This window comes from Shewanella sp. GJ50-10 (assembly GCF_055808815.1).
Genome location: NZ_JBVVSS010000001.1, coordinates 4,567,009 through 4,591,533, shown reverse-complemented (window position 1 = coordinate 4,591,533; position 24,525 = coordinate 4,567,009). Strand labels below are relative to the sequence as shown.

Below are 24,525 nucleotides of genomic sequence, written 5' to 3'. Positions count from 1 at the left end.
AGGAGGATAAAACAATGAAAAAAGAAAGAAGACTATTTTTAAAAGGTGCATGTGTAGCAGCGGTTGGCGTTGCAGGCGCATCAGGTCTGAGCATTGCTAACTCTAGCACCAGCAAAGACGATGGCACCCCAAACTGCAAATATGCCCTAATCCATGATGAAAATAAATGTATTGGCTGTGACGCTTGTTCTGTTGCCTGTCGAGAAACTAACAATGTACCAGAAGGTGTAAGTCGACTCGATATTGAGCGTGAAGGACCCTTTGGCGAATACCCTAACCAGTTCTATCGTTTCACTCGTAAGTCTTGTCAGCAATGTGAAGGTAAGCCATGCGTGAATGTTTGCCCAACAGGCGCCGCTTACCATGACCCTAAAACTGGCATTGTCAGTGTGGATGAGTGGAAGTGCGTCGGCTGCTTATATTGTATTGCTGCATGCCCATATCAAATCCGCTTCATTAACCCAGTGACTAAAGCTGCTGATAAATGTGATTTCTGTAAAGAGACGCGTTTAAAGGAAGGTAGACAACCTGCTTGTGTTGAAGCCTGTCCAACCAAAGCACTGACCTTTGGCGACCTTAAAGACCCACATTCACAAGTAGTGGAAGTGCTTAAGACCACGCCTAATTATCGCAGTAAAACAGAACTAGGCACTCGTCCAAAAGTGTTCCGTATTGCTTCGCAAGAGGGAGAAATCAAATTATGAGCCCATTCCATTTTGACAGCCTCATTTGGCACTGGCCAATCGCCATCTACTTATTCTTAGCTGGGATTTCAGCAGGTGCAATTTGTTTTGCTGTGTTATTAAAACACTTCAAGCTAGGCAAACACGCCTATAAATCAAGTTTTGTGCAGGCCGCCTGTTTGATTGCGCCGCTGGCAGTATTTGCAGGCCTTGGGATCCTAGTCGTCGATTTAACTAAGCCGTTCGATTTTTGGAAAATCTTAGTGTTCTACAACCCAACCTCAGTCATGTCTGTGGGTGTAGCAGTACTAATGGTTTATCAAGTGGCATTGTTTTCATGGCTTGCCTGCTTGTTCAAAGAGCCGATTTTACAATGGTGTGACAACCGTTGGCCTATCGTTGAAAAAGCCTTAAATATCTTAATGAAATTTGAAGCAACAATTACCGGTTTATTGGTCATCCTGGCACTTTCGTTGGGGGCATACACAGGGTTCTTATTGTCAGCACTAACAACATTCCCAATGCTCAATAACCCAGTACTACCGATGTTGTTCTTAATCTCTGGTATTTCATCTGGCGCAGCGGGCACCTTGCTTGGCGGTGTATTAATGAAAGGTAACCCAGACGGTAAAGAAGTGCATTTCATTCATAACATTGAAATTCCATTGATTTTGCTTGAACTAGCACTGCTATTTACCTTCTTCTTAGGACTTATCCTATCAGGTGGTCAAAGCCAAGTTGCGGCGCTCAATGCCATTGGCGAAGGCTTCTGGGGCTGGGTGTTCTGGGCAGGGATCATTGTGGTCGGCTTAGCGATGCCATTAGCGTTTAACTTGTTCATGACCGCATCAGCTAAACGTAAGTTCTCGTATGTCGCCATCACAGCAAGTTGTAGCTTATTCGGTGTGCTATTACTGCGTAATTTCATTCTTTATACCGGTCAAATGACCGTTGCTTAATCATTATTTAGGAGTTAACCATGCTTAAAGTTTTAGGATTGTCCATTTTATTAAGCTTCTCAGGTGCAGCACTTGCAGAATCAATTGCAGATACTCATACGGAAATGGCTGGATGCGAAGCTTGTCACATGGACGGTGAGCCATCTGCAGATATGGCCTATGAAAATCAGACTTGTATCGATTGTCATGGCGACTTAGATAGTATCGAGGGTGAAATTCACCAGCAACATGATGGTGTTTTAGATTGTGGTACTTGCCACATCGTACATGAAGTACAAGATCCAAATGATACTTGTGCCGACTGTCACTAGCAGGACGCTTTTAAATAGCATCAATCACTTAATAAAAATGGATGCTCAGTCTTTATCTAGAACTGAAAGTGATGATTGGCCTCTTAGGAGGCTAGCAAATCGAAGAAATGACTTTAGACATTTCATCGTATTAACAAGGAAGTCATTGGGCAGGATGCCATTTTATTATCCACTTTGCACAACTCTTATCATTGCCTAAGAAAGTGCACCCAACCTCCAAATGGGTTCGCCACCTTTAACCAGGTGGCTTTTTTATGTCAGCTTGTTCATTTCACTTGCTACAAAGATCAAAACAAGCTTAAACCACCACTTGTTTAAACAAGTTCTGCACGATGAATAACCCAATAAAACATGCTATCGCCGATAATATAGGAGTAATAACCCAACCGACTAATATCTTACCTAATACAGGCCATTGAACCGGTAAGCGCTTTAACAAAGCGATACCAATCACCGCGCCAATTACAGCTTGCGAACTTGAAACAGGTACTAACGGTATCGCAGGTAATCCCATGTTCACAAAACCATTAGACAACGACTGAGAAGAAAAAATAAACAACACAATAGAGTGTGCCATCACCACTACCCATGCGGTTACAGGCGTCATTGAGATAAGGTTGCCACCAACCGTCATCATCACTTTTTTAGAGTAAGTAAACACCCCAACACTAATAGCCACAGCACCTAAAAAGAACAACTGCATTGCGCCAGTAAACTCAATACCCGCAAACTCAAATGCATCCAGCGGCGCACTCAGCACAAACACGCCCATGACATTAGCAATGTTGTTCGCCCCTAAACTATAAGCACCGAATGCGCCCGCTAATATCAAACCAATACGGGTCCATTGATCAAGCTGAAACAGGCCTGGTCGCCACCAATTGATTAACCGAGTCACGGCTTTATATAAAATAACCGCAGTGATCGCAGCAAGAATTGGACACATCACCCATGTGCTCAAAATTTTAGTGAGTACCTCAGGGTCAGTTGCCATACCGCTAAAGAGGTTCCAGCCGATAATGGCTCCAACAATGGCTTGACCAGTCGATACGGGTAACCCTGACTTTGTCATCAAATATACGGTTGTCGCCGCCGATAAAGCCACAGTAAAAGCGCCGCCAATGGCTGACACTTTACCTAAAGCCCCTAAAGTATGTGATGCACCAGCGCCACTGATCACCGCGCCCAGAATCACCATCACAGAGCAAATCATTGCCGCAGTGGAGAACTTAACCATCTTAGAGCCGACAGCAGTACCAAACACATTAGCTGCATCATTGGCGCCTAATGACCAACCTAAAAACAAACCACTCGATAAAAACACCCAAATCGCAATATCCATATTATTCCCTCCTACTGAACCCGTTTGAGAGTAAATATGGCGACCCGATCACTGATGTCTTCTGCAAGATTCGCCACCTGATCAATGCGGTCGAAAAAATACCGCAACTGCACTTTATTTATCAGCGGTAAGTCGGTGTCGAATAAAATCGTTTTAGCCCGAGTACAGGCTTTATCGGCATCACTTTCAAATAAAATGACTTTTTGATGATATTCCTGCACCCGTTGTAGATCAGTGAAAAAGCTTTTAGCACAAAGTAAGGTGTGATCTATGGTATTGCCAACCGCGGCCAGTAATCTCATTAAATCTTCTTCTACAGCTTGGGGGATCAAGGGTTTTTCAATTTGTAGGTGTAAGCCAATGGTTTCTTGGCGGTTGATCAAACGGTCGGTTAAATCAATAAGTGAAGCAACATCGCTGCGTAAATCGGGAATTAAGGTTTTGCGATACAGCGTTTGCTCAATTTCCCGCTTTAACACATCGGCTTCATGCTCAATGGCTTGTAACTCTTTCAATGCTTGAATAAATTCGTCGCTATTGGGCCCATGAGTTAAATACATCTGCCACATGTAAACGAACTTATGTTGTGCGAGAGTCACTTGATCGAGAAATAAATATACATTGGTTTCAGTGGACTGACTCTGAGAAAGAAGCGTAGAAATACGAGAAAAACCAAACATGGCATCTCCTTAATAAAGGTAATGTTGAGAAGAGGAAAGATTAAGAATGACTGAGCACTACCAATGGGAGTGAGGGTGGTAATACCCAGTCATGGGGTGAGCGCGTGGAACTTAATTGAACCCTTTGCTCATTTTAAAGGTAGAGCTTGTTTTCGAACCAGTATGACCATGCTCAAAACCAACGGCTTCAACTTGTTCATATAAGTGTTGATACACTTGCTCTAATTGCGCTTTATCTTTTACGTGCCCTTTGAATGAGAACTCGTTAAAGCTAATGCGCGGTTTACGGTAATAAGGCGTCCATAATTGATAGTCGATTTCGATATTATCAAAACGTTTATCATTTAATGTGCCTTCCCAGCCATGAGTACGCATGACCATGGTTTGAGTCACATCTTGCTTATTGGCTTCGTAGATTTCACCAACAATGTCCCACATCACTGAGTTGCGCTTAAGAATGGCAAACACAGCATTAATGTCGACATTCTTTACGTCAATTTCTGCTGGTGAATATGGCACGTCATAACTCACGCTGTAAGCTGCTTTGCCATCGGTGTAATCAATTTCAGCTTTACGGAAATTGGATAACTCTCCAAAGCCTTCTGGGTTTTCAGCACGCAGTTTGACGGTAATTTTACTCTTACGTGGCTTACCTAAATCTTCACGCACGCGGATATTAATATCTTTGGCCTTAAAAGCGCGGTTTGGCGTATCGAGATAGGTCACTAACTTAACTCTGACATCCTCTTTCAAATTGATAAAATTAAACGCTTCTTTAAATTCGTCAGTTTGCTTCGAGGCTGCATAAGGCATGGTTTTCGCCGTACCTGTATTCACATGGTATTCAAGCGAGGTAAACGCATCTGGCGATAAAGCATAAGCACTAGAACTTAGGCAGAGGTTTACCAAACCGATTAAAAATAGATTATTTCTCATCAAAAATTATCCTTAAATTAGAATGTAAACTGGAGTCTGGCTTGGAAGATATTGCCATCTTGCTCATACATTTCTATGCCGTTAATATCTGTATAAGGCTTCTGGTAATCAGCTTGAGTGTGCACATAGTTAAACTGGGCTTTAAGGTTGTTTTCTAAGTACCAGTTCACACCAAGGATATAATCGGTTTTCTCACCGCCAGTGATACCAGCATCGGTGTCATCGAAGTTTGCCACATCAATACGCGCCGCAACTTCCCAGGCACCGTAGCCACCAGCAGAGATAGCGTTGGCAGGCTTAACCGCCTTGAAAGTGCCTTTTTTACTGCCGTAGTTCCATTGCTCGCCCGTTAAGGTATAAACCGCTTGCAGATAATAGGCATCAACAGACACAGACTCATCATCGACTTGATCCGCTTTTGAGGTCACATACTCACCTTGAATCAACAGGTTTCGATGTTGATAAGCCATTTCTAAGCCATAGCTTTGTACAGATTCGGCATCAAACTTGCCAGTATCAATAGTGCGACTCACAGGTTTACTGCTTGGACGGGCGCGATAGCGCATTTCTTCGGCTTGGCTATTGTTGTTGGTGTACATACCACTGACACCTAAGTGTAAGAGATGATCGCTTGTTTTAATTGGGGCTATGGTAAAGCGGCCGTTGTAGACATCTTGTTTGAAGTTCAAGTCATCGTCGTTGATATTTGCGGTGGTGCCATAACCCAACATCAAGTTGTAGTCATTGCCCTTGTATAACCACTGCACACCGACATTTCGATCTGGTGAGAAAGTATCAGTACTCGCACGCTCTAAAAATGCTAAATGCGCTGAGCTACCGCTGGCTTCAAGGCCGAAACCATACTTTTGGAAACCCATGGTGAGTTCTGAATTTTCCCAGCCGCGGTAGCTAACATTGGCATCTTTCACTTCAACTTCTGACTCGCCATCAAAATCAAACTCTAGTGAGTATTTCCATACATTTGAGAAGTAGCCTTCAACCCCAAATCGAACTCGGCGAAAATCAACCGTATTAGCCCCACCTTCAAATTGACGTTTACTACCTGTATAAAAATCATCTGAATTAACATAGTCCAATTGAATACGACCCGAAAACTCCATGGTCGATTTGCCATCCTGAGAAATAAATTCAGGTGAAGGGCTACTGCTTGAAAACTTTAATCGGTCTGTTTTATTAGCTGCATCTTTGGCTTCAATTAATTCCATTTCTAATGCATCTAAACGTTCTTCTAATTCTGTGACTCGATCAGTATCCGCAGCAGTAACTGCACCTGAAAAACAAAATAATGATACTGCAACAGCTTTAGCAACGCTTGTAACTGAAAACACATTTTCTTTGCTCATCTTTCTCTTCCTTAGATTATTTTTAATACTCAATGTGGAACAAAAATGTTTCTATCTTGTTAGCCATAGATTAGGTCTTGGCTTATAAAAAAAACATGATCAACATCAATTAATCACGACTTAATCTTACAATTATTATTTATTAGTGAACTCCAACAACATCCTCATATTTCACGATTTTATTTTCTTCAAGCCAGCAGAATTCGCCCGATAAGCACAGCTTGCTCATTAGAAAAAATAGATAAAGTTGCCTACTGTTTTATAGCGTTATTTTGATGTAAACCAAGAGAGTTAACATCGTTACTCAACCCATCGACGAATGACAAATCAGTTAATTAACTTGCTCTAACCTATGAATACCTTTACGGCTTGTTGTCAGTTTATAACGATGGTAAATACAGTCATTATTAGTATTAATCACTACAATAACGTTTATAGGATAGACACTATGTACGTGGTGATTTTTTATATTGTTATCGGTTTCTTGCCAATAGTTTCGCACCATTCTTGGCAGCAACCGCAACCGCTTACTTAGATTTACTGTCAGTTTATCTTTAAACTTAAATGACTTCTCTGAGGGGCTAGTTATATGTGAGTGATATATTCGCTTATAGACCAACGCCTCTTGAAAGCTATGGCTATCGGCTCGATAAAAACGCTTTCGCAATACATTCACTTTATCGGGTAGCTCAGTTGGTTTTTGTCGATATAAGGCTTCTTTAACGTCATACACCACATGACTCAAACCGTGTTGATAAAAACGATAGTGATGCTGCGAATACTTTGAAAAATATTTCTCCATTAAGTAATTACGCCCCAGTTCTTTAATCCGGTCTTTAAAGATGTACGACAACACCAGTGAAAAGAAAAAGGGAGTTGAAAAATTACCGAATGCCTTTTGAGTGGCGAAAGCAATTGCTGTAGCAAACGCCATGGCTAATGCAGCCGCAAAACCAAAAATCAATTGCTCAGCAACTTCACCATTTTTAAGCTTTTTACGTTCTAACTGATGGGGGCGATGGATCACCCGTTTGGCAATATGTAATCGATTTAGCAATTTTTCTTTGCCAGCTTCAGATGTAGGTGCGAGCTTAAGTTGCTGAATGTCAGCCTCAATACGCAAGTGTTGAATTTGTAGCGTTAGCCAGGGCTTATCTTCTTTACTGGCTTGGTGTTTAGCTTGTAATAGCGATTGATGATAGTGATACAGCAATAAATGCAGGGCTAACTTATAAAGCTTACTTTGAGTAAGTAACTTTTCATTGTCATGGATCCGTGAAAATTGCTCAATACGGTCTCCAATATATGCCAATTGCTTTAAATCAGCATTTGCTTGCAAGTCGACAATACCGCTGACAAATTCAGATAAAGCTAAAACATAACGGCTTTGGTTAGCTTGTGCTGACGCATAAGCCGTTTGCTTGATAATTAATAAGTCACGATCAATGGTGTGGCAGCTGATGGGGTCAACTTTGACTAACTGTTGTTGCTGCAGCAAATTATGGTAAAAGCTGCTTTTATTCATCACGTCGCTATTGTCAGCTAACTTTGCAGGAAAGAAAAAATAGGCCTGCAGTTGCACACGAGTTAATTCAGGCGGGATTTCCACCTGAATAGATAAGTGGTACTGATCAGCTATCGATAGCGACAACATAATAGTCAGCCTACCATTGAGTAAATGGTTGCTTCATTAGCATTGAATTATAGTAACGGGCATCGCCTGTCACTTCTTCAGCTAACCAGCTTGGCTTATTAACGGTTTGTGCTTCATCGGTTAATTCAACTTCTGCGACGGTCAGTCCTTGGTTACTGCCGTAGAATTCGTCGACTTCAAAGATGTGTCCTTGATGATCAACGAGGAATCGGGTTTTATCGATAACACCCGGTTCGCAGATTTTCAGTAGCTCTTGCGCCTCTTCAACAGAGATTTCTTTTTCCCATTCATAACGCGACGCACCCGATTCATTGCCAATTCCTTTTATGGTTAAAAATCCTTTGTCGCCTTTTACACGTACTCGTACTGTGCGCTCAGGCACGCTACTTAAATAACCTTGAATAATACGAACAGACTTACCCGCTTGAGCTTTAAATTCGTCACTTGATACTAAATATTTACGTTCAATTTCTTGTGCCATGATAGCTATACCCTATTTATAAATAAGTATGATGATGTAATGCGCATGCAAACTTAATTAGCTAACGGTAGGTTCTTCATACCGATCACACGCTTAATTGCTTGAAGGTAATTAATGTTTTCTACGCCCGCTAAACGTAAATCTTTAACGGTTGTGTGGATATCATCTAACTCTGTAGACTCACTGTTCACACTGACTAAGCGCGCACCATTAACCAGTACATTTGCCACTTCACAAATGGTGTTATTCACCATGTAACCAAAGCGTTCTTTATGAATTTTCACTGCTTGTAGGTCAGGGTGGGCGTCGATGATAGCGATAAACTCTTCGAAGCTATAGCTGTCTTTCGCTAATGCTGGTTGCTCAACCATAAACGCAGGAAAAATCTCTTGTTCTAGCTGCTGCTTACTAATTGGGAACTCTGCTTTTAACTTAGGATCCCACTGCTCTAAACCATCTACCGTTTGCACGTAGCTTTTTACATCCATTTTGCCATCACGGATTTTGGTGTTATTCAAATCATTCGTGCGAGACATGATATAAATTTCATCACTTTCGCGACGCCACACTTTTTCAGGTACCGGAACAGATAAGCGTGCCATGCGTTCAGCAGCTTCAGTAAAGTCCTGCCCAAAAGTACGGAACTCAAAGCGTGGTTTAGAAATTTCACCAATCGTTAATTCAGACATACTGTTTCCTTTCGTTTTAAATCGTTTGTGATTAAGTACCCATTTACAGTACTCCTGTGTTTGATAAAAAAATAGATCTAGATCATGTTTTATTTATTTTAGTCCCAACCTAATCTTACAGATAAAAACAACACCAAACCAACGCAAAAAGAAATACCAACTAAAAACAACACCTTACCATGCACCACCAAAAACCTAGAGAAAGCAAATTATGATCAATTAAAAACTAATAGTGCATTTTATTGATCTTGATCCATTTTCACTCACGCTTTAAGGGGTATGGTAATCGCATATGGAATTACGCTTAAGGTCAGAAAAATATGAGCAAAGAGATAGCGGATAAAGTCGATCCACTGGATATGAACCAGTACAAAATGGAAAGGCTACCTGTCAGATCAAAAAGTAACTTCGAGTTGTGGCTGGCAAGAAGTGGTGTATGGATAGCTTTAGCTGCATTTATTTTTTTACTGACTGGCAATCCAACTTCTTTCCTCACTGACTTTGACCCATCAATGCTAAGTAAGTCTGCAGCTGAACACTTTCACGAGGTGGGTCTGACTGAATTTAGCTGGCACGGTCAGGCCATGTTAGCCATCTTCTGCACCGCGGTGATTTTGTGGATTACAGAGCCTATCCCTAACTACTTAACCTCATTAATGGTGATTATTGCTTTAGTACTGACTGGCGTATTACCAGAAAGACAAGCTTATGCTCAATTAGGCCACCCTATTATGTGGCTAAACATTTTGTCTTTTATTCTAGCTTCCATGTTGGTGTCTTCTGGCGCTGCAAAACGCTTTGCATTGTGGTTTATATGCCGTTTTGGAACCAGTGCGACACCGATTTTTTATAGCTTCATGGTCATCAACTTAGCGTTATCAGCATTTATATCTGCAACCACAGCAAAAGCGGCAATATTAATGCCCATCTTTATGGTGATTGCGGCGGTATATGGCGCTCGAGGTGGAGAAAACAAAAATAACTTTGGCCGTAATTTAGTCCTGCAAAATCTATTACAAATTAACTTATGTGCCGGTGCTTTTGTTACAGGCTCTGGGGCAAATTTATTGGCAGCAAGCTTAATAGCAGGTGCAATTGGTGGCAGCTTCTTCTTCGCTGATTGGATGATCGTTGCGATGCCGATTGTCATTTGCATGATCGTCATTGGCTGGTTATTAGCAACTAAGGTGTTTTTCCCTCTTTCGCCAGAAGAACGTTTACCGCAAATTGAAGGCGGGATGGAACGCTTACAAGAAGAGTTAGCCAAAATGGGCAAAGTCTCTTTTCGTGAGATAAAATCCCTCATTATCTTCGTGACGATTTTATTCTTTTGGGCCACCGACAAATACCACGGCGTTAGTGCCACTGCGATAGCGTTTATTGGTGCTATTGTTGCACTTTGTCCTCGCATCGGTGTGGTTAACTGGAACCAGGTCGATGTGCCTTGGCATTTATTGTTATTCTCTGCAGGTGCCTACACTTTAGGTGCTGGCTTTAAACAGACTGATTTACCTAATCTGGCAGTTAATTTCAGTCTAGAATATTTCGGTTTAGATGAATCAACCTCGTTCAGCGTATTTTATATCGGCCTAACAGGTGCCATGCTATTGAGCTCTTTGGTTTTTCAATCTAAAACCATGCGTACCATGCTATTTGTCCCCATTGCGATTGGTATTGCTCAGCGGTTTGATTTCCCCATCATGAGCCTAGCTTTACCAGTCGCACTGTTAATCGAACACGTTTACGTGCTGCCATTTAACAGTAAACCAGCTCTGTTACTTTACTCAACCGACCAATACAGTTTAAGTGATAGCTTTAAGTTTGGCTTTACTATGCTGATGATAGGCTGGGCCACCAGCATTTTAATGGGTGAAACTTGGTTTAAGTGGTTAGGATATGCCCCTAACGGCGTTTTTTGGTAAGATGAGTCTAGTCGATAAATACGTAACGATAATAAGCAGATATGAATTCAAATAAAAATGAAATTCGCAGCAAACTCGCTCTGCTTCAGCTAGCAACTGAACTGGGTAGTATCAGTAAAGCCTGCGATATTATGGGTTATAGTCGCGACAGCTATTACCGCTTTAAAAAACAGTATGAAGAAGCTGGCGAGCGAGGCTTAAAAAACCTTTCTCGCAAAAAGCCTGCCCTCAAAAATCGAGTGTCGCAGGAAGTTGAAGATCAGGTTATCGAAATTGCCCTCGATTATCCTAATTATGGCCAAGCAAAGGCAGCCGAACTGCTAACAGCAAGAGGCTGTACTATTTCAGCCAGTGGCGTGCGTACTATTTGGGTAAGACATAACCTTGAAACCAAAAAAATCGCTTAGTCGCGCTGAATAGTCGCTTGCGTCAGCAAAACCAACTCAGCTTTAAAAGCCAGCACGATATGGAGCAGCTTTATAAACTAGAGCAAGGTGAAACGGCACTAGACTGTAAATTTCCTGGTGATGTTTGCGTACAAGACACCTTTAGTATTGGCAATGTTGAGCCTCTAGGTCAGTTATACCAGCACACTTTTATTGATGCTTATAGCCAATATGCTATTGCTGTGGTGAGTGATAACAAAGAATCCTCAACAGCTGCGGCATTTTTACAATCTGATGTGATGCCTTGGTACTTACAAAATAATATCGATATAAACAGCCTGCTAACCGATAGAGGTGCTGAATTTTCGGGTAATCAAAGTGCACCGTTTAGAATGGTGTTAGAGCAATCAAACATTAACCACATTCAAATGCGTGCCTACAACGGCCCTGTGGTTAACGGATTGGCAGCTCGCTTTCAACAGCTTGCCTATGATGAGTTTTATGCCCCTTTTTTAAAGAGCCATAAAGTCACCGATATTGAGCAACTGAATCAACAGCTACAAAAATGGTTAACCCGTTATAACCACCAATACGCTATTGCTGGTCGATACACTTTAGGCAAAACAGCGGTTGAAGTACTGCAATTGAGTCAGCACTTATTAAAATAATCACAACTAACCGCACTTAAAGGCTTCGATTAACCCGAAGCCTTTTTATTAGCCACCCCCTAATACTCATATTTGAATCCCCGCCAAATTATTTTCACATCGACCAATAAAACATGTAAAGATACGATCACAGATGTATCCGAACTCGCATAACAATATTATCAAGGAAGGTTTATGGAATTTACCGACGGCATTGTCCAGTTGAACTCGTTTTTTACTGTGACAATTGGAATAATTGTGTTGTTTATTGGCCGACGCTTAAATCAAGTAGTAGGATTTTTAAAAGAGTTTAGTATTCCCGAACCTGTATCTGGCGGGATTATTTTTTCCATCCTGTTCACCCTCATTTATGCCTTATTTAGCATTGAAGTTAATTTCGACTTAATGGCGCGCGATATATTGCTGGTGTACTTTTTTACGACTATTGGTATTAACGCCAGCCTGTCTGATTTATTTAAAGGTGGCAAACCATTAGTCATTTTATTGGTTGTTACCATCGGCTACATGATCCTGCAAAACCTTACTGGTATTGGTGTTGCGACTCTATTTGGTCAAGAGCCAATTGTAGGCTTACTCGGTGGCAGCGTATCGTTAATTGGTGGTCACGGAACAGCGATAGCATGGGCACCTAAAATCCAAGAACAATTTGGCTTAAGCAGTGCAATGGAAATTGGTATTGCCAGCGCCACCTTCGGTTTGATCCTCGCAAGCTTAATGGGCGGTCCAATCGCCAAGTATTTAATCAATAAACATAACCTTAAACCGTCCGCAGAAAATCAAGCGGCTGCGACTCAAGGTCAAGAAACCAATACCCCGGTAAAAATGACCTCATTTGATTTCTTGGATGCCTTACTCGCTATTCATATTTGTGTCATTTTAGGGTTTGTCTTAAACGAAGTGATCAGCGGTTTAGGATTAGATTTACCCTTATTCGTGACCTGTTTATTTGCCGGTATTGTAATAACTAATCTGATCCCTAAAAATTACCCTCGTTTTTCAGGTACAGCTTGGCCTACACGCACCGCAGCCATTGATTTAATTGCCGATATGTCTTTGGGTACATTTTTAGCGATGTCGCTAATGAGCATGCAGTTATGGACCTTAGTGGATTTAGCAGGGCCTATCTTTGCAATTTTAGGTATGCAATTTATTGTAGCGATTGTGGTGAACCTGTTTATCGTATTCCCTGCGATGGGTAAAAACTATGATGCCGCAGTAATTTGTTCAGGCTTTGGCGGGATTTCATTAGGCTCAACGCCTACGGCAATGGCTAACATGTCTGCAGTATCACAGCGCTACGGTTATTCAGCCCAAGCCTTTATTATTGTGCCACTGGTTTGCGCCTTCTTTATCGATCTCGCAAATGCGTTAATTATTCCGTATTTTATTGGCTTAATGCAGTAGAAACGAGTGCAGTAAAACGGCCTCAATAATTGCCCAATTACGATAAATAAAAAGGTAATCGAAAGATGACCTTTTTATTTTATTGCAATATGACATTCAACTTCTGGAATCAAGCAACCGAGATTAAAGGTACTCAAAAAATCTTAAACAGAAAACTTATCAATCTCTATCTCTAAGCTGCTAATCAACTGCTGAGTTTCGTCAGTGGCCGTATGCGCTTTGACTGAGACTTTTGAAGTATTCTGGGCAGTATCAGCAATGATACTAATTCGTTGAGCTGAGTCCTCGCCAGCCGCCAACTGTTCTTGTGAAGCCTCTAATATCTGCTGACTCATTGACGAAATAGCCGACAGTGATTGAGCAATATTACTCAATTCATCTGCTACCTGTTTCGACTTCTCTACCGTATTACTACTGGTTTGTACGCTTTGTGAAACCGACTGCTTTGCATCTTGGGTAGCATTTTGTAGTTTGGAAATCATTTGATGGATTTGTTCGGTGCTTGATTGAGTTCGCTGGGCAAGTTGCCTTACTTCATCAGCTACAACAGCAAAGCCTCGTCCTTGATCTCCAGCTCTTGCAGCTTCAATCGCCGCATTAAGCGCTAATAAATTAGTTTGTTCAGCAATACTCTGAATAACCGACAACACACTGGCAATATTATTTACTTCATCATCAAGTAATTGAATATTTTGCCCAGCATTGTCTATTTGATGCTCCAACAAACTAATGGTTTCAGAAGACTGCTGAGTCAAAAGGTAAGCTTGCTGGCCTTGCTGTTCAGCTGCAGAAACTGACTCGGCAGCATGCTTCGCAAGTTCTGCGACATTTGAAGAAGATGCAGTCAGTTCTGTAATCGACGATGCTACCATCTGACTTTCATCACTCATTGCATTTGTTAACGAATCAAGCTCTACAGCTTGGTTCTCAGCTTCTTGAGCTTGATGGCTTAGGTGCTGTGTAACATCACTTATGCCTTTAACCACACCTTGCAGTCCAATTTGCATATAGTTCATTGCGCCTACAACGCTATCTTGACCAGCTTCAGCAAATTGCGGGTTATGCTTTAAATCACCCTTTGAAACACCCAACACAAAGTGACGAACTTGCTCAATTTCAGCGCCTAGTGCATTACGTAGATTAAGGCCAAAACGCACGAGTAAAAGGGAGACTAGAAAGGCAATAATGATTGAAAACGTCAATAACCATTTAGCCACCGACCAGTATCGAGTATCGGCCTCGGCATAACTGATGCCCGTACCCACATACCAATTCCAAACCGGAGTTTGTTGAACAACAGAGGTTAAATCGACAACCTGTCCATCACGCTCTGAATTCCAATGATAGGTAATAATTTTAGATGTTTGCTGACCCACTAACTGCTGCACCATCTCACCGATACTGTTGCCTTCGGCATCTCTAAAATCATTAAAACTTGTCCCATGAAGCTGGGGATCGTGCGGTGCAGCAATAAAGTCTAAACTTTCATCCACCACATACACATATTCAGAGTTATGGTATTTATTTTCCCTCAATAACTGACTGGCAAATAATTTGGCTTGGGATTCAGAAAGTTGACCTGACTGGGCAAGCTTTTCAAATTGCTCAACAATATTGACAGTACTCTTCATCAGTTGATTAATCCGCGCGATATTGTCACTTTCGCTGGAGTTAGATAGGGCTTGTAACCCCCAAAAAGCAGTACTAATAAAAGCGAGAAAGATACCTAGTGAAAAAACGAAAATTTTGCGGCCTAAGGTCATATGACATCCTTTAATTATTGTTATTAGCAGGTTGTGTAAAAAACCACCTCCACTAGTAACATAAAGAACAATTGACATAAGATGCAAGCACTAAATGACATCGCTGTCATTTAGTGCCGAAAACAAAATATGTCATTTCTTAGTTAAAAGAGTTTCTTTGATAACTAAAGCACGTTCAAAAGGCTCTGGCCATTCAAGGGTCGAACACTGATGAGTATCTGGTAAGCAGCTCGAATCAGTAAACGCAACAAACTCTGCAAGCGCCTCGCAAAATAATAAATCTAACGCTAATCGGTCTTTACCGTATAAACCTCGATGGATCATATTGGCAGAAAACAGCAACACATCACCTTTGCTCAATGGCACTATGTGGCCATTCGATAGCGAGTCACTGTTTTGTTTACCCTCTTGCTCAAGCCTTACCGCTAGCTCTTCATCATTATCAAATCGTTTATGAGTGCCTGGTATCACTTCAATTCCGGGTTCATCACTCAGCGCAATACGACAATGGATAACATCATTCCCTTGCAGCGCTTGGCGTTGTTCATCAACCGATAAGTGATACTGCGGATCCCGATGCCAATAGTTTGCCTGATTAGGATTAACAGGATTAAAAAATAGTTGGCTGTTCATGAAGGCCACTTTTTCAAGCGGCGTAGCATTGATTAACTGTCTCACTTTATTAGAACCAATAAACTCAAATAACCGTCTGTTTTGCTGGCGGGCTAAGTATTTACCAGAGGTCAAATACGCTGAGTTAACTGCTTTCGCTTGATAGAAGTCTTGATTGTCAGCAATCCATGCTTGATGAAACTCATCGATTATCACTTTTATATCGGCAATTTCTTGTGCCGAAAAATACTGACTTAGTTTGACAAAACCATCTCGCAGATAAAGCTGTCTTAGGTCTTCAGCAAGCGCTTTAGACATAAATTTTGCCTTTGAGGTACAAGTTGCCACAGCCAGAAACAAACACTCGGTCATCACTGACACGACAACGTAACTTTCCGCCTCGAGTTGATGCTTGATAAGCCGCCAGCTCAGTCTTATTCAATTGCTCAGACCAATAAGGTGCAAGCCCTGCATGAATGGAGCCTGTAACGGGATCTTCATCACCGCCATTGGCTGGCCAAAAGTAGCGCGAGATAAAGTCATATTCACTCGCCGCATCAGCTTGCGAAGTGACGACAACATCTAAAGGCGCCAGCAAGGCTAATAATTCAGATTGATACTCAAGATTAACCACATCCGCGGCCGAGTCCATTACTGCAAAGTAAGCCTGCTGATTTTTAAGCACAGCTTTTGGCGTAATCGACAACCCTGCGGTTAATGCATTAGGAACCGCTTCAACTATCTCAGGTTTTAAATTAGGGAAGCTCATTTCGATAGCTTGATCAGTCTTTGAATTAGCCGCACCTGAACAGGCTTCGAGTTGCTTAACGGTCAACTCGCCCACCTTTACAGTTTCAAAACATACATCGCCAACACAACCTAATTGGTTAAACAGCACATGGGCGGCCGCCAATGTCGCATGACCACAGAAATCTATTTCAGTTATGGGCGAAAACCAACGAATTTGATAATGGTTTGCGTCAACGGGTTTAATAAACGCGGTTTCAGGTAGGTTATTTTCAATGGCAATCGACTGCATTAAATCAACAGTGAGCCAATCTTCTACTGGTACCACTGCCGCAGAATTGCCACCAAATTGCTTATCGGTAAACGCATCCACCACAAATATATCTAATTCCATTTAATTAACTCCATGTGGCTAATTCAAAGTGACTCATTCCAAGTGACTGGCTGAATTTGTGTTGTTCCTTGCACTTAATACCCATGAATAAGCCGTTTGCGCTTAACATCTATAGAGTGCGCTATTGCTTATTAGATAAATCCCCTGAACGCCAGACAGCTAATAGTAATTTAGCTGCTAGCCAACTGCCGATAGCGGTAATGCCAAACCCGATAATAGACACCCCTTCATAAAGTGGCGGTACTTTACTACTTAGCACCATACAGCCACCAAGGAAAATAGCGCCACTTAGCACCCCATAAACAAGACGGTTAATAATGGTGTCTAAATTACGGTGGTTAAGATTGATATCAAAATGGTCGTTAGTGATTTTTTGAGTCAACAGCTCGATATCTTCAGGCAACTTATTGATAATTCGTTGCCAACGCGTTGACGATGCAATGGTTTGCTTAAGTACATTTTTAGGGGCAAATTGCGCCGCTTTCATCTTAAGCGCATAAGGACTAATGGCATCAGCAAGGCTGATACTGCTATCGATTTGTTTCGACATACCTTCGAGCATGATTAATACTCGAATTAGCATGGATATTTCAGTTGGGATGACTAATTTGTGATGCTTAATAATACGAATAAACTCAGTGAGCACCTCAACTAAGGCAACTTCATTCATTTCCACTTCTAAGTATTCGTAAACAAACTCACCAATATCTTTTTCAAGAATAACCTTGTCCAGCTGTGGTTGAGCCTGACAGATTTGAATCACTTGGTAGGTCAGCTCTGCTGCATCTTTCTCCGCTAATGCAATCAGCAAATGTTGTAAGCGTTGTTGAATGCCCTGACTCAAACGTGCGGTCATTCCCCAATCAAGGATCCCCAACTGATTATTCTCAAGTAGCCATATATTACCGGGATGAGGATCTGCGTGGAAAAAGCCTAGCTCGAAAATCATATCTAAATAGACTTTAACGCCCGTAGTGGCAATTTTATTGGTGCCGCGCTCAGCTTGATGTGTTTGGAGTTTAGCTATGCTCTCGCCCTTTAGACATTCCATCACCAACACTCGCTTACTTGAATACTGGCGATAAACTTCAGGAATATGCACATCAGGGTTATTGCTAAAGAAGCTACTTGCCCGCTGCATACTGCGCGCTTCTTTGATGTAATCAAGTTCGTTGAGTAGGGTTTTGGTAAACTCAGCAATCAAGCGAGAAGGCTGATAAAATTTCAGCTCCTTTTGATACACCTCAGCTAACGGCATTAAGCGTTTTAAAATCTCTAAATCGGCAAGAATTTTATCTTCAATTCCTGCATGCTGAACCTTCACTACCACCTCCTGCCCATCAATCGTTGTAGCTTGATGCACTTGGCCCACTGAGGCCGATGCTAGAGGCGTAAAGCTAAACTCACTAAAGATGCCATCAAAGGAATGTTCGAATTCAGATTCAATAGTTTGGATAACCAAGTCTTGACTATCTGCAGGGGTATCTGCTTGTAACCGAGTCAGTTCATCAGCCACTTCTTGCCCAACTAAATCAGCGCGAGTACTGAGGATCTGACCAAGCTTAATAAAGGTTGTGCCTAACTCGCTAAATGCCAGCCTTAGCCGAACTGCAAATGATAAAGACACCAAACGTTGGCCAGAGTCACCAACAAAAACACTCTTAATAAACTCCGGGTTATGCTCTTTAATCCAGTTAGCCAAGCCGTACTTAACCAATACCGTGATAATTTGCCGAGAGCGCTCGGAATGATTCATCAGTTGTTTAATATCGGATAACTTCATCAAATCTCCTTGTTACATTCTCATTATGTAGCGAAGCATCTCTTGGTATCAGTGAGATTTTTCATAAATTTCCTAGTAAATACTTTAATAGATATAACCACAAACAAATACAAAAACTTAGAGATATAAGGTAAAAGAATAATCCCCAAAAAAGAAGCTAATGATTAAACTGAAGGCAGGTGTTATCAAGAAAAGCTAGGCAAAATTTAAGAAAGGGTTATGAAAAGACGATGAAAGAACTAAAAGAATAATAAAGCAGAAAACAGACATAGGTTTGGCTGCAATTACAGCCAAACACACTTTATAAAGAAAAGATTATCGAGTTTGAGAGCTTATCGCTGCTACACAAAACTAGACCATAAAAGTTAAACCGCCATACCTGCAGCAACGCCAGAAGACCAAGCCCATTGGAAGTTAAAACCGCCAAGCCAACCGCTGACGTCCATGACTTCACCAATGAAATATAAACCAGCAACGTTTTTGGCTTCCATGGTTTTCGATGACAACTCATTGGTGTCAACGCCGCCCAAGGTGACTTCGGCAGTGCGATAACCTTCGGTGCCATTCATGACAATTGACCATTCATTTAGGTCTTTTGCAATTTGATCTCGCTCGCCATGGCCAAGTTGATTAAGCGCTTTATCAAGCTGTGCAGTTTCAAATAATGTTTCAACTAAACGCTTAGGTAACCACTGACTTAGGGTGTTACGTAAGCTTTGCTTAGGGTTATTCACTAAGGCTGTTTCAATCTTATCTTTAGCACTTTCATTAGGTAATAAATCAATCTTGATTGCCTGACCCGCTTGCCAGTAATTGGATATTTGCAATACCGCAGGGCCTGATAAACCACGATGAGTGAATAGCAGTGCTTCACTAAATTGAGTGCCGTCCTCTGCGGTTATAGTGGATGGTACAGCAATACCAGAAAGTGGCTCAAAGCGCTCTTTTTGCTCAGTGTGCCAAGTAAAAGGCACTAAACCTGCTTGGGTTGGCAGGACTGATAAGCCAAATTGTTCAGCCAGTTTATATCCATAGGGTGATGCACCTAACTTCGGCATTGATAAACCGCCAGTAGCAATCACTAATGAATCGCAAGTGTAGTCGCCATTTGAGGTTTGCAGTTCAAACTGACCTTGGTCATTTTTGCTCACCTTAGTCATTTCGGTACGCAGTTGGACTTTAGCGCCTGCCCACTCACACTCAGTCATCAACATGGTGACGATTTCTTTCGCTGAGTCATTACAGAATAACTGACCATGATCACGCTCGTGATATTCAATACCATGACGTTCAACCAGTTCAATAAAATCATTTGAGCGATAACGAGCTAATGCTGATTTAACAAAGTGACTGTTGCCACATAAGAAGTTATGCGGCTCAACTTTTTGATTGGTAAAATTACAACGACCGCCACCACTGATCAGAATTTTTTTCCCAGCTTGTTTGGCATTATCTAATACCAATACATCACGACCTCGATAGCCTGCGGTAGAAGCACACATTAATCCTGCTGCGCCTGCGCCAATAATAATTACATCGTGATGTGTCACTAGGTTACTCTCTTATTCAGCTGCTACCTTTACGGCAGCAAAATTTTCAAACAGATAATATGCAAACTGCATGGGTGGCGGATTTTTCATCAGCCACAAAAAAGGGCGCTATATTAGCACCCTTTTAGTCGTATTCACACTGACGTTATTCTGAGATAGTTTCAGACTTTTGCTCACGCCCTAGCAGCTCTTTAGCCGCATCTACAGGTGCTTTACCTTGATAAAGCACTTGGTAAATTTGCTCGGTAATTGGCATTTCAACACCAAGACGTTTAGCTAAAGTGTAAACCTCTTTAGTATTGCGATAACCTTCAACCACTTGGCCAATTTCTTCTTGGGCGGTATCGACATCACTGCCTTTACCTAGCGCCAAACCAAATCGACGATTACGTGATTGATTATCGGTACAAGTCAGTACTAAATCACCAAGACCCGCCATCCCCATAAAGGTATTGGCATCAGCATTTAATGCCACACCAAGACGAGTTAGTTCAACTAATCCACGAGTGATAAGCGCTGTACGAGCATTAGCACCAAAGCCAATACCGTCAGACATACCAGCACCAATTGCGATAACGTTTTTAACCGCGCCACCTAATTGCAAGCCAGTAAAGTCATCGTTGGCGTAAACACGTAAACGTTTCGGGCTATGTAATAGCTCTACTAAATCATTAGTAAAGTCAGCACATGTACCCGCAACCGAAATCGCTGTCGGCATACCGGCAGCCAGTTCTTTGGCAAACGTCGGCCCTGATAATACTGCTAGCGGGAAAGCATCCCCAAGTTGCTCACGAGCAACATCTTGCAGTAATCGACCTGTTTCAGGCTCTAATCCTTTAGTGGCCCAGACAATGCGAGCATCATCTCGTAATAAAGGTTTGGCCTGCTTGAGTACTAAACCAAATACATGGCTTGGTACCACAACCAAAACATTTTTACTCGCTGCAAGTGCTTTACCTAAGTCGGTTTCTAATTCAAGTGTGTCAGGAAAAGTAATTCCTGGCAGAAATGCATTATTAGCACGTTCTTTGGCAAGGGTTTCCATGTGCTCAGGCTCATGGCCCCAAAGCAAGGTCTTGTGACCACTGCTTGCGAGAGAAATAGCAAGAGCGGTGCCGTAAGACCCCGCCCCTAGTACCGTAATTTCGGTCGTATTATTCATATTGATTAAGCGTTAGCTTCTTCAGCAGCTGGTGCTGCAGCAGCGTCTTGCTGACGTTGTTGAACATATTGCGCGAATAATGCGTCAAAGTTCACAGGAGCAAGGTTAAGCTGTGGGAAAGTACCGCGAGATACTAAGTTACCTACTGTTTCACGTGCGTATGGGAATAATACGTTAGGGCAGTAAGCACCTAATGAATGAGCAAGTTGCTGTTCAGTTAAACCAGTGATTGAGAAAATACCAGCTTGTTGAACTTCACATAAGAAAGCAGTTTCTTCACCGTTTTGAGCAGTAACAGTTAAAGAAAGAATCACTTCATACACGTCATCAGAAAGTTTGTTGCTACGAGTGTCTAGATCAAGCTTAACTTCTGGGTTCCATTCTTTTTGGAAAACAGCTGGGCTGTTTGGCGTTTCAAAAGAAACGTCTTTAGTGAATACGCGTTGAATGTTGAATTGTGGTGCTTGTTCTTCGTTGTTAGCTACTTCAGCCATGATTTTCTACCTTCAAATTGTGTTTTAGCTCTTCTATGAAGCTAATTTTAGATTTGGGCTTTTATTCCTAAAACGAGGCAAGTCGCCTTATTTTAGTTCATCCCGATTAAAGTTGATCTAACTCGTTAACAAAACGCCTGTAAGCCCTTTATAAAAGTAGGATCTTGTTGTACTCGCTAACGTTTAGCATCAGCGAGTAGCTGGTTATCTTTACTTCTTACCTTTAACAGTTGGTAAGTTTGCTGCTGTCCAGTCACCCATACCGCCTTTTAGGTTACTCACATTTTCAAAGCCTTGGGTTACAAGAAGTTGAGCAGCTTGCGAAGACGTCATGCCAGCACTACATACAGTAATAATGGGTCTGCTTTTAAACTTTTCAAGGGCAGTCGCTTTATTATTTTTAATTTCAGACAAAGGTACATTTATCGCATCCACGATGTGGCCTTTACGAAATTCTTCTTGAGAACGAACATCAATGACTTTACCGTCTTGTTTGTTCATTAACATGGTCAATTCTTGGGTATTGATATTAACAACTTTCGAGGTTGCCGCTTTAATCGTAGTGACTACAACAGCAATGAACAAACCAACCCACGCGATACTTAAAACTGGGTTCGCTTGAAAAAATTCAATATATTCTTGCATCTTCTCTGCCTACTTTAAAAATGGCTAAAATTAATAAGCCACAGAGTATACCGATTGCGTCTTTATAATGCAGCAAGTTCGCACCTATTCCTCGACTCTGATGATTTATTAGTGCCACTTTAACGATGAAAGATTGCATTTAATTAACAAGCTTTGCTTAAAACCACAGTATTAGCGCTTTTATTGCAAATAATTCATCAAGTCCCATAGACGCTAGGGCTATACCCTTATTGCAATAATCTTTGTCTGAAACCCATAGATGAAAGTAAATTACTTTTTCAGCGCCTGCATAAGTAGTAATATTCATACAATTAAAATTTTAACCTTCTCATAAACTTTAAATTTTCATATAGAGGTATTTCCATGGCGACTCAAAAGCGTCCATTGGCACTCCTTATCTTAGATGGCTGGGGCTATCGCGAAAATACGCATCAAAATGCAATTTTTCACGCTAATACTCCGGTTCTAGATAAATTGAATGCTACATATCCACACAGTTTGATTTCCGGTTCTGGTTTAGATGTTGGCTTACCTGATGGGCAAATGGGTAACTCAGAAGTGGGTCACATCAATATCGGTTCTGGCCGAATTGTGTATCAAGAGTTAACACGTATTAGTAAGTCTATTGCTGATAACGAATTTACTCAAAACCAAGCCTTGTGTGAGTCTATCGACAAAGCGATTAGCAATAATGGCGCTGTGCATATCATGGGACTTATGTCTCCAGGCGGTGTTCACAGCCATGAAGACCACATTGAAGCCATGTGTCGTATGGCAGTTGAACGTGGCGCAACTAAAGTTTACTTGCACGCATTCCTAGATGGTCGTGATACACCTCCTCGTAGTGCCAAAAACTCACTGGCTCATTTCGAAGCGTTATTTGAAAAATTAGGCTGCGGTAAAGTTGCTTCACTCATTGGTCGTTACTACGCCATGGACCGTGATAACCGCTGGGATCGTGTTGAAAAAACTTACAACCTTATTACTCAAGGTAAAGCTGAGTTCAATTACCCTAGTGCGGTTGAAGCTTTAGAAGCGGCATACGCCCGAGATGAAAACGATGAATTTGTCGCAGCGTCAACCATTGGTGAAGCTGCAACCTTATCTGATGGTGATGCGCTGATTTTCATGAACTTCCGCGCAGATCGTGCTCGTCAAATTACCCGTAGTTTTGTTAACGCTGACTTTGATGGTTTTGAACGTGTTGTTACACCTGCAGTTAACTTCGTCATGCTCACCAACTATGCTGATGACATCAAAGTGCCAGTGGCATTTCCATCGACAGATTTGGTAAACACCTTAGGCGAAACCTTACAAAATCAAGGTAAGACTCAGTTACGTATTTCAGAAACAGAGAAATATGCACATGTGACTTTCTTCTTTAATGGCGGTAAAGAGCAGCCATTTGAAGGTGAAAACCGTGAATTAATTAAGTCTCCAGACGTAGCAACTTATGATCTTCAGCCAGAAATGAATTCAACCGAGTTAACCGACAAACTGGTTGCTGCAATTGAATCTACTGAGTATGACGTTATCATCTGTAATTACCCTAATGGCGACATGGTTGGCCACACGGGTAACTTTGACGCCGCAGTTAAAGCCTGTGAAGCCGTTGATGCCTGTATCGGTCGAGTCGTTGATGCACTGCAAAAAGTAGGTGGCGAATGTTTAATTACCGCTGACCACGGTAACGCAGAGCAAATGACGAATGAAGAAACCGGTCAAGCACATACAGCCCATACCAGCGAGTTAGTACCGTTCATTTATGTTGGACGTGATGCCACTATCGAAGACGGTGGCCGATTGAGCGATATAGCGCCAACTATGTTAACCTTGATGGAACAAGAAGTGCCATCAGAAATGACAGGCCACTCAATCATTAAACTCAAAGAGTAA

21 protein-coding genes and 1 pseudogene are annotated in these 24,525 nt (G+C 41.7%); 7 read left to right on the top strand and 15 right to left on the bottom strand.

Annotated features, from left to right (window positions below; translation table 11 throughout):
- Nucleotides 1-14: 14 nt before the first annotated feature.
- The 3 genes from AC0L4E_RS19435 to AC0L4E_RS19425 are packed head-to-tail and all read left to right on the top strand — an operon-like array spanning nucleotide 15 to nucleotide 1,953.
- Nucleotides 15-704 carry a 4Fe-4S dicluster domain-containing protein gene (locus tag AC0L4E_RS19435; RefSeq protein WP_220755300.1) on the top strand — a complete coding sequence of 230 codons (690 nt, stop codon included), beginning with the start codon at nucleotides 15-17 and terminating at the stop codon, nucleotides 702-704.
- A complete protein-coding gene (gene nrfD, locus AC0L4E_RS19430; protein ID WP_473681213.1) occupies nucleotides 701-1,642 on the top strand; it encodes a cytochrome c nitrite reductase subunit NrfD in 942 nt (313 codons plus the stop codon). The genes AC0L4E_RS19435 and nrfD overlap by 4 nt, the downstream gene beginning before the upstream one ends.
- Before the next feature lie 20 nt (nucleotides 1,643-1,662).
- On the top strand, nucleotides 1,663-1,953 hold the full coding sequence (locus tag AC0L4E_RS19425) for a cytochrome c3 family protein (RefSeq protein WP_473681211.1): 291 nt from the start codon (nucleotides 1,663-1,665) through the stop codon (nucleotides 1,951-1,953).
- A 298-nt stretch (nucleotides 1,954-2,251) separates the two neighbouring features.
- Here AC0L4E_RS19425 and AC0L4E_RS19420 read toward each other — a convergent pair whose 3' ends face one another.
- From AC0L4E_RS19420 to AC0L4E_RS19390, 7 genes are all read right to left on the bottom strand, one after another.
- On the bottom strand, nucleotides 2,252-3,295 hold the full coding sequence (locus AC0L4E_RS19420; protein ID WP_473681209.1) for an inorganic phosphate transporter: 1,044 nt from the start codon (nucleotides 3,293-3,295) through the stop codon (nucleotides 2,252-2,254).
- 11 nt (nucleotides 3,296-3,306) lie between these two features.
- Nucleotides 3,307-3,975 carry a DUF47 domain-containing protein gene (locus tag AC0L4E_RS19415; RefSeq protein WP_473681207.1) on the bottom strand — a complete coding sequence of 223 codons (669 nt, stop codon included), beginning with the start codon at nucleotides 3,973-3,975 and terminating at the stop codon, nucleotides 3,307-3,309.
- Between the two features lie 111 nt (nucleotides 3,976-4,086).
- The gene (locus tag AC0L4E_RS19410) at nucleotides 4,087-4,911 is read right to left on the bottom strand and encodes a hypothetical protein (RefSeq protein WP_473681206.1); all 825 of its coding nucleotides are present in this window, start codon (nucleotides 4,909-4,911) and stop codon (nucleotides 4,087-4,089) included.
- 17 nt (nucleotides 4,912-4,928) lie between these two features.
- Complete coding sequence (locus AC0L4E_RS19405) at nucleotides 4,929-6,275, bottom strand: OprO/OprP family phosphate-selective porin (protein WP_473681204.1); 1,347 nt, start codon at nucleotides 6,273-6,275, stop codon at nucleotides 4,929-4,931.
- A 331-nt stretch (nucleotides 6,276-6,606) separates the two neighbouring features.
- Nucleotides 6,607-7,929, bottom strand: coding sequence for a hypothetical protein (locus tag AC0L4E_RS19400; protein WP_473681202.1), 1,323 nt, complete (start codon nucleotides 7,927-7,929; stop codon nucleotides 6,607-6,609).
- Between the two features lie 10 nt (nucleotides 7,930-7,939).
- The gene (locus AC0L4E_RS19395) at nucleotides 7,940-8,410 is read right to left on the bottom strand and encodes a CYTH domain-containing protein (RefSeq protein WP_473681200.1); all 471 of its coding nucleotides are present in this window, start codon (nucleotides 8,408-8,410) and stop codon (nucleotides 7,940-7,942) included.
- Between the two features lie 53 nt (nucleotides 8,411-8,463).
- Nucleotides 8,464-9,099 (bottom strand): hypothetical protein, encoded by a 636-nt coding sequence (locus AC0L4E_RS19390; protein WP_220755291.1) that lies wholly within the window; start codon nucleotides 9,097-9,099, stop codon nucleotides 8,464-8,466.
- 320 nt (nucleotides 9,100-9,419) lie between these two features.
- Between AC0L4E_RS19390 and AC0L4E_RS19385 the strand changes: the two genes are divergently transcribed.
- The 3 genes and pseudogenes from AC0L4E_RS19385 (at nucleotide 9,420) to gltS (ending at nucleotide 13,479) form a co-directional block, all read left to right on the top strand.
- The gene (locus AC0L4E_RS19385) at nucleotides 9,420-11,021 is read left to right on the top strand and encodes an SLC13 family permease (protein WP_473681198.1); all 1,602 of its coding nucleotides are present in this window, start codon (nucleotides 9,420-9,422) and stop codon (nucleotides 11,019-11,021) included.
- 41 nt (nucleotides 11,022-11,062) lie between these two features.
- Nucleotides 11,063-12,075 (top strand): annotated as a pseudogene (locus AC0L4E_RS19380) (helix-turn-helix domain-containing protein).
- 174 nt (nucleotides 12,076-12,249) lie between these two features.
- Nucleotides 12,250-13,479 carry a sodium/glutamate symporter gene (gene gltS, locus AC0L4E_RS19375; protein WP_473681196.1) on the top strand — a complete coding sequence of 410 codons (1,230 nt, stop codon included), beginning with the start codon at nucleotides 12,250-12,252 and terminating at the stop codon, nucleotides 13,477-13,479.
- Nucleotides 13,480-13,622: 143 nt separating this feature from the next.
- Here the strand turns inward: gltS and AC0L4E_RS19370 are convergent, their stop codons facing one another.
- From AC0L4E_RS19370 to AC0L4E_RS19335, 8 genes are all read right to left on the bottom strand, one after another.
- On the bottom strand, nucleotides 13,623-15,242 hold the full coding sequence (locus AC0L4E_RS19370; protein WP_473681194.1) for a methyl-accepting chemotaxis protein: 1,620 nt from the start codon (nucleotides 15,240-15,242) through the stop codon (nucleotides 13,623-13,625).
- Between the two features lie 132 nt (nucleotides 15,243-15,374).
- Entirely contained in the window at nucleotides 15,375-16,172 is a 798-nt protein-coding gene (locus AC0L4E_RS19365; RefSeq protein WP_473681192.1) for a phytanoyl-CoA dioxygenase family protein, read from the bottom strand.
- Entirely contained in the window at nucleotides 16,165-16,995 is an 831-nt protein-coding gene (locus tag AC0L4E_RS19360; protein ID WP_473681190.1) for a PhzF family phenazine biosynthesis protein, read from the bottom strand. Before AC0L4E_RS19360 ends, AC0L4E_RS19365 begins: the two co-directional genes overlap by 8 nt.
- A 121-nt stretch (nucleotides 16,996-17,116) precedes the next feature.
- Nucleotides 17,117-18,778, bottom strand: a complete 1,662-nt coding sequence (locus tag AC0L4E_RS19355) for an ABC1 kinase family protein (protein ID WP_473681188.1) — start codon at nucleotides 18,776-18,778, stop codon at nucleotides 17,117-17,119.
- A 365-nt stretch (nucleotides 18,779-19,143) separates the two neighbouring features.
- Nucleotides 19,144-20,328, bottom strand: coding sequence for a BaiN/RdsA family NAD(P)/FAD-dependent oxidoreductase (locus tag AC0L4E_RS19350; RefSeq protein ID WP_473681186.1), 1,185 nt, complete (start codon nucleotides 20,326-20,328; stop codon nucleotides 19,144-19,146).
- 145 nt (nucleotides 20,329-20,473) lie between these two features.
- Nucleotides 20,474-21,490: an NAD(P)H-dependent glycerol-3-phosphate dehydrogenase gene (gene gpsA, locus AC0L4E_RS19345; RefSeq protein WP_220755283.1), complete on the bottom strand. Its 1,017-nt coding sequence runs from the start codon at nucleotides 21,488-21,490 to the stop codon at nucleotides 20,474-20,476.
- 5 nt (nucleotides 21,491-21,495) lie between these two features.
- Nucleotides 21,496-21,984, bottom strand: a complete 489-nt coding sequence (gene secB, locus AC0L4E_RS19340; RefSeq protein ID WP_153916651.1) for a protein-export chaperone SecB — start codon at nucleotides 21,982-21,984, stop codon at nucleotides 21,496-21,498.
- A gap of 210 nt (nucleotides 21,985-22,194) precedes the next feature.
- Entirely contained in the window at nucleotides 22,195-22,629 is a 435-nt protein-coding gene (locus AC0L4E_RS19335; RefSeq protein WP_220755281.1) for a rhodanese-like domain-containing protein, read from the bottom strand.
- 363 nt (nucleotides 22,630-22,992) lie between these two features.
- On the opposite strand from AC0L4E_RS19335, the gene gpmM reads away from it, so the two are divergent.
- On the top strand, nucleotides 22,993-24,525 hold the full coding sequence (gene gpmM / locus AC0L4E_RS19330; protein WP_473681183.1) for a 2,3-bisphosphoglycerate-independent phosphoglycerate mutase: 1,533 nt from the start codon (nucleotides 22,993-22,995) through the stop codon (nucleotides 24,523-24,525).

Coding starts and splice junctions, on each gene's coding strand:
- AC0L4E_RS19435 (WP_220755300.1), top strand. CDS start 15: ATGAAAAAAGAAAGAAGACTATTTTTAAAAGGTGCATGTGTAGCAGCG.
- nrfD (WP_473681213.1), top strand. CDS start 701: ATGAGCCCATTCCATTTTGACAGCCTCATTTGGCACTGGCCAATCGCC.
- AC0L4E_RS19425 (WP_473681211.1), top strand. CDS start 1,663: ATGCTTAAAGTTTTAGGATTGTCCATTTTATTAAGCTTCTCAGGTGCA.
- AC0L4E_RS19420 (WP_473681209.1), bottom strand. CDS start 3,295: ATGGATATTGCGATTTGGGTGTTTTTATCGAGTGGTTTGTTTTTAGGT.
- AC0L4E_RS19415 (WP_473681207.1), bottom strand. CDS start 3,975: ATGTTTGGTTTTTCTCGTATTTCTACGCTTCTTTCTCAGAGTCAGTCC.
- AC0L4E_RS19410 (WP_473681206.1), bottom strand. CDS start 4,911: ATGAGAAATAATCTATTTTTAATCGGTTTGGTAAACCTCTGCCTAAGT.
- AC0L4E_RS19405 (WP_473681204.1), bottom strand. CDS start 6,275: ATGAGCAAAGAAAATGTGTTTTCAGTTACAAGCGTTGCTAAAGCTGTT.
- AC0L4E_RS19400 (WP_473681202.1), bottom strand. CDS start 7,929: ATGTTGTCGCTATCGATAGCTGATCAGTACCACTTATCTATTCAGGTG.
- AC0L4E_RS19395 (WP_473681200.1), bottom strand. CDS start 8,410: ATGGCACAAGAAATTGAACGTAAATATTTAGTATCAAGTGACGAATTT.
- AC0L4E_RS19390 (WP_220755291.1), bottom strand. CDS start 9,099: ATGTCTGAATTAACGATTGGTGAAATTTCTAAACCACGCTTTGAGTTC.
- AC0L4E_RS19385 (WP_473681198.1), top strand. CDS start 9,420: ATGAGCAAAGAGATAGCGGATAAAGTCGATCCACTGGATATGAACCAG.
- gltS (WP_473681196.1), top strand. CDS start 12,250: ATGGAATTTACCGACGGCATTGTCCAGTTGAACTCGTTTTTTACTGTG.
- AC0L4E_RS19370 (WP_473681194.1), bottom strand. CDS start 15,242: ATGACCTTAGGCCGCAAAATTTTCGTTTTTTCACTAGGTATCTTTCTC.
- AC0L4E_RS19365 (WP_473681192.1), bottom strand. CDS start 16,172: ATGTCTAAAGCGCTTGCTGAAGACCTAAGACAGCTTTATCTGCGAGAT.
- AC0L4E_RS19360 (WP_473681190.1), bottom strand. CDS start 16,995: ATGGAATTAGATATATTTGTGGTGGATGCGTTTACCGATAAGCAATTT.
- AC0L4E_RS19355 (WP_473681188.1), bottom strand. CDS start 18,778: ATGAAGTTATCCGATATTAAACAACTGATGAATCATTCCGAGCGCTCT.
- gpsA (WP_220755283.1), bottom strand. CDS start 21,490: ATGAATAATACGACCGAAATTACGGTACTAGGGGCGGGGTCTTACGGC.
- secB (WP_153916651.1), bottom strand. CDS start 21,984: ATGGCTGAAGTAGCTAACAACGAAGAACAAGCACCACAATTCAACATT.
- AC0L4E_RS19335 (WP_220755281.1), bottom strand. CDS start 22,629: ATGCAAGAATATATTGAATTTTTTCAAGCGAACCCAGTTTTAAGTATC.
- gpmM (WP_473681183.1), top strand. CDS start 22,993: ATGGCGACTCAAAAGCGTCCATTGGCACTCCTTATCTTAGATGGCTGG.